General features: G+C 71.7%; 1 protein-coding gene. It reads right to left on the reverse strand.

Annotated elements, in window-relative coordinates; all coding sequences use genetic code 11:
* The coding region (locus AC1D01_RS38130) for an ABC transporter permease subunit (RefSeq protein WP_477875206.1) at positions 1 to 548 on the reverse strand (548 nt) is incomplete at both ends.

A 548-nucleotide genomic window follows, 5' to 3' on the forward strand; every position in this document is an offset into this window, starting at 1 on the left:
CACGATGCCGGCGTAGCCCAGCACCAGGTCGAGCGACATCGCGAACAGCCCGAGGATCGCGATCTCGTTGAGCAGCAGCGCATGCTCGCCGGCGAACACGCAGGAGCCGCGCGCGACCAGCCCGAGCGCGACCTCCCACCAGCGCCACGCCGAGCGTCACCATCAGCCGCGTCAGGTCGGAGCCGCGCAGGATCAGCAGGCTGCTGAACGCGCCGAGCAGCGCCGATGCCGCGATCGCCACCGCCAGCCCGACCAGCGGATCGGGCATCACGTGCTTCGCGAACAGCGCCGCCGCGTAGGCCGCCACGCCGAGCGTCACCATCAGCCGCGTCAGGTCGGAGCCGCGCAGGATCAGCAGGCTGCTGAACGCGCCGAGCAGCGCCGATGCCGCGATCGCCACCGCCAGCCCGACCAGCGGATCGGGCATCACGTGCTTCGCGAACAGCGCCGCCGCGTAGGCGCCGAAGCCGAAGAACGCCGCATGCCCGAGCGACACGATGCCGGCGTAGCCCAGCACCAGGTCGAGCGACATCGCGAACAGCCCGAGG

The organism is Rhizobacter sp. P3_B12 (assembly GCF_056402895.1).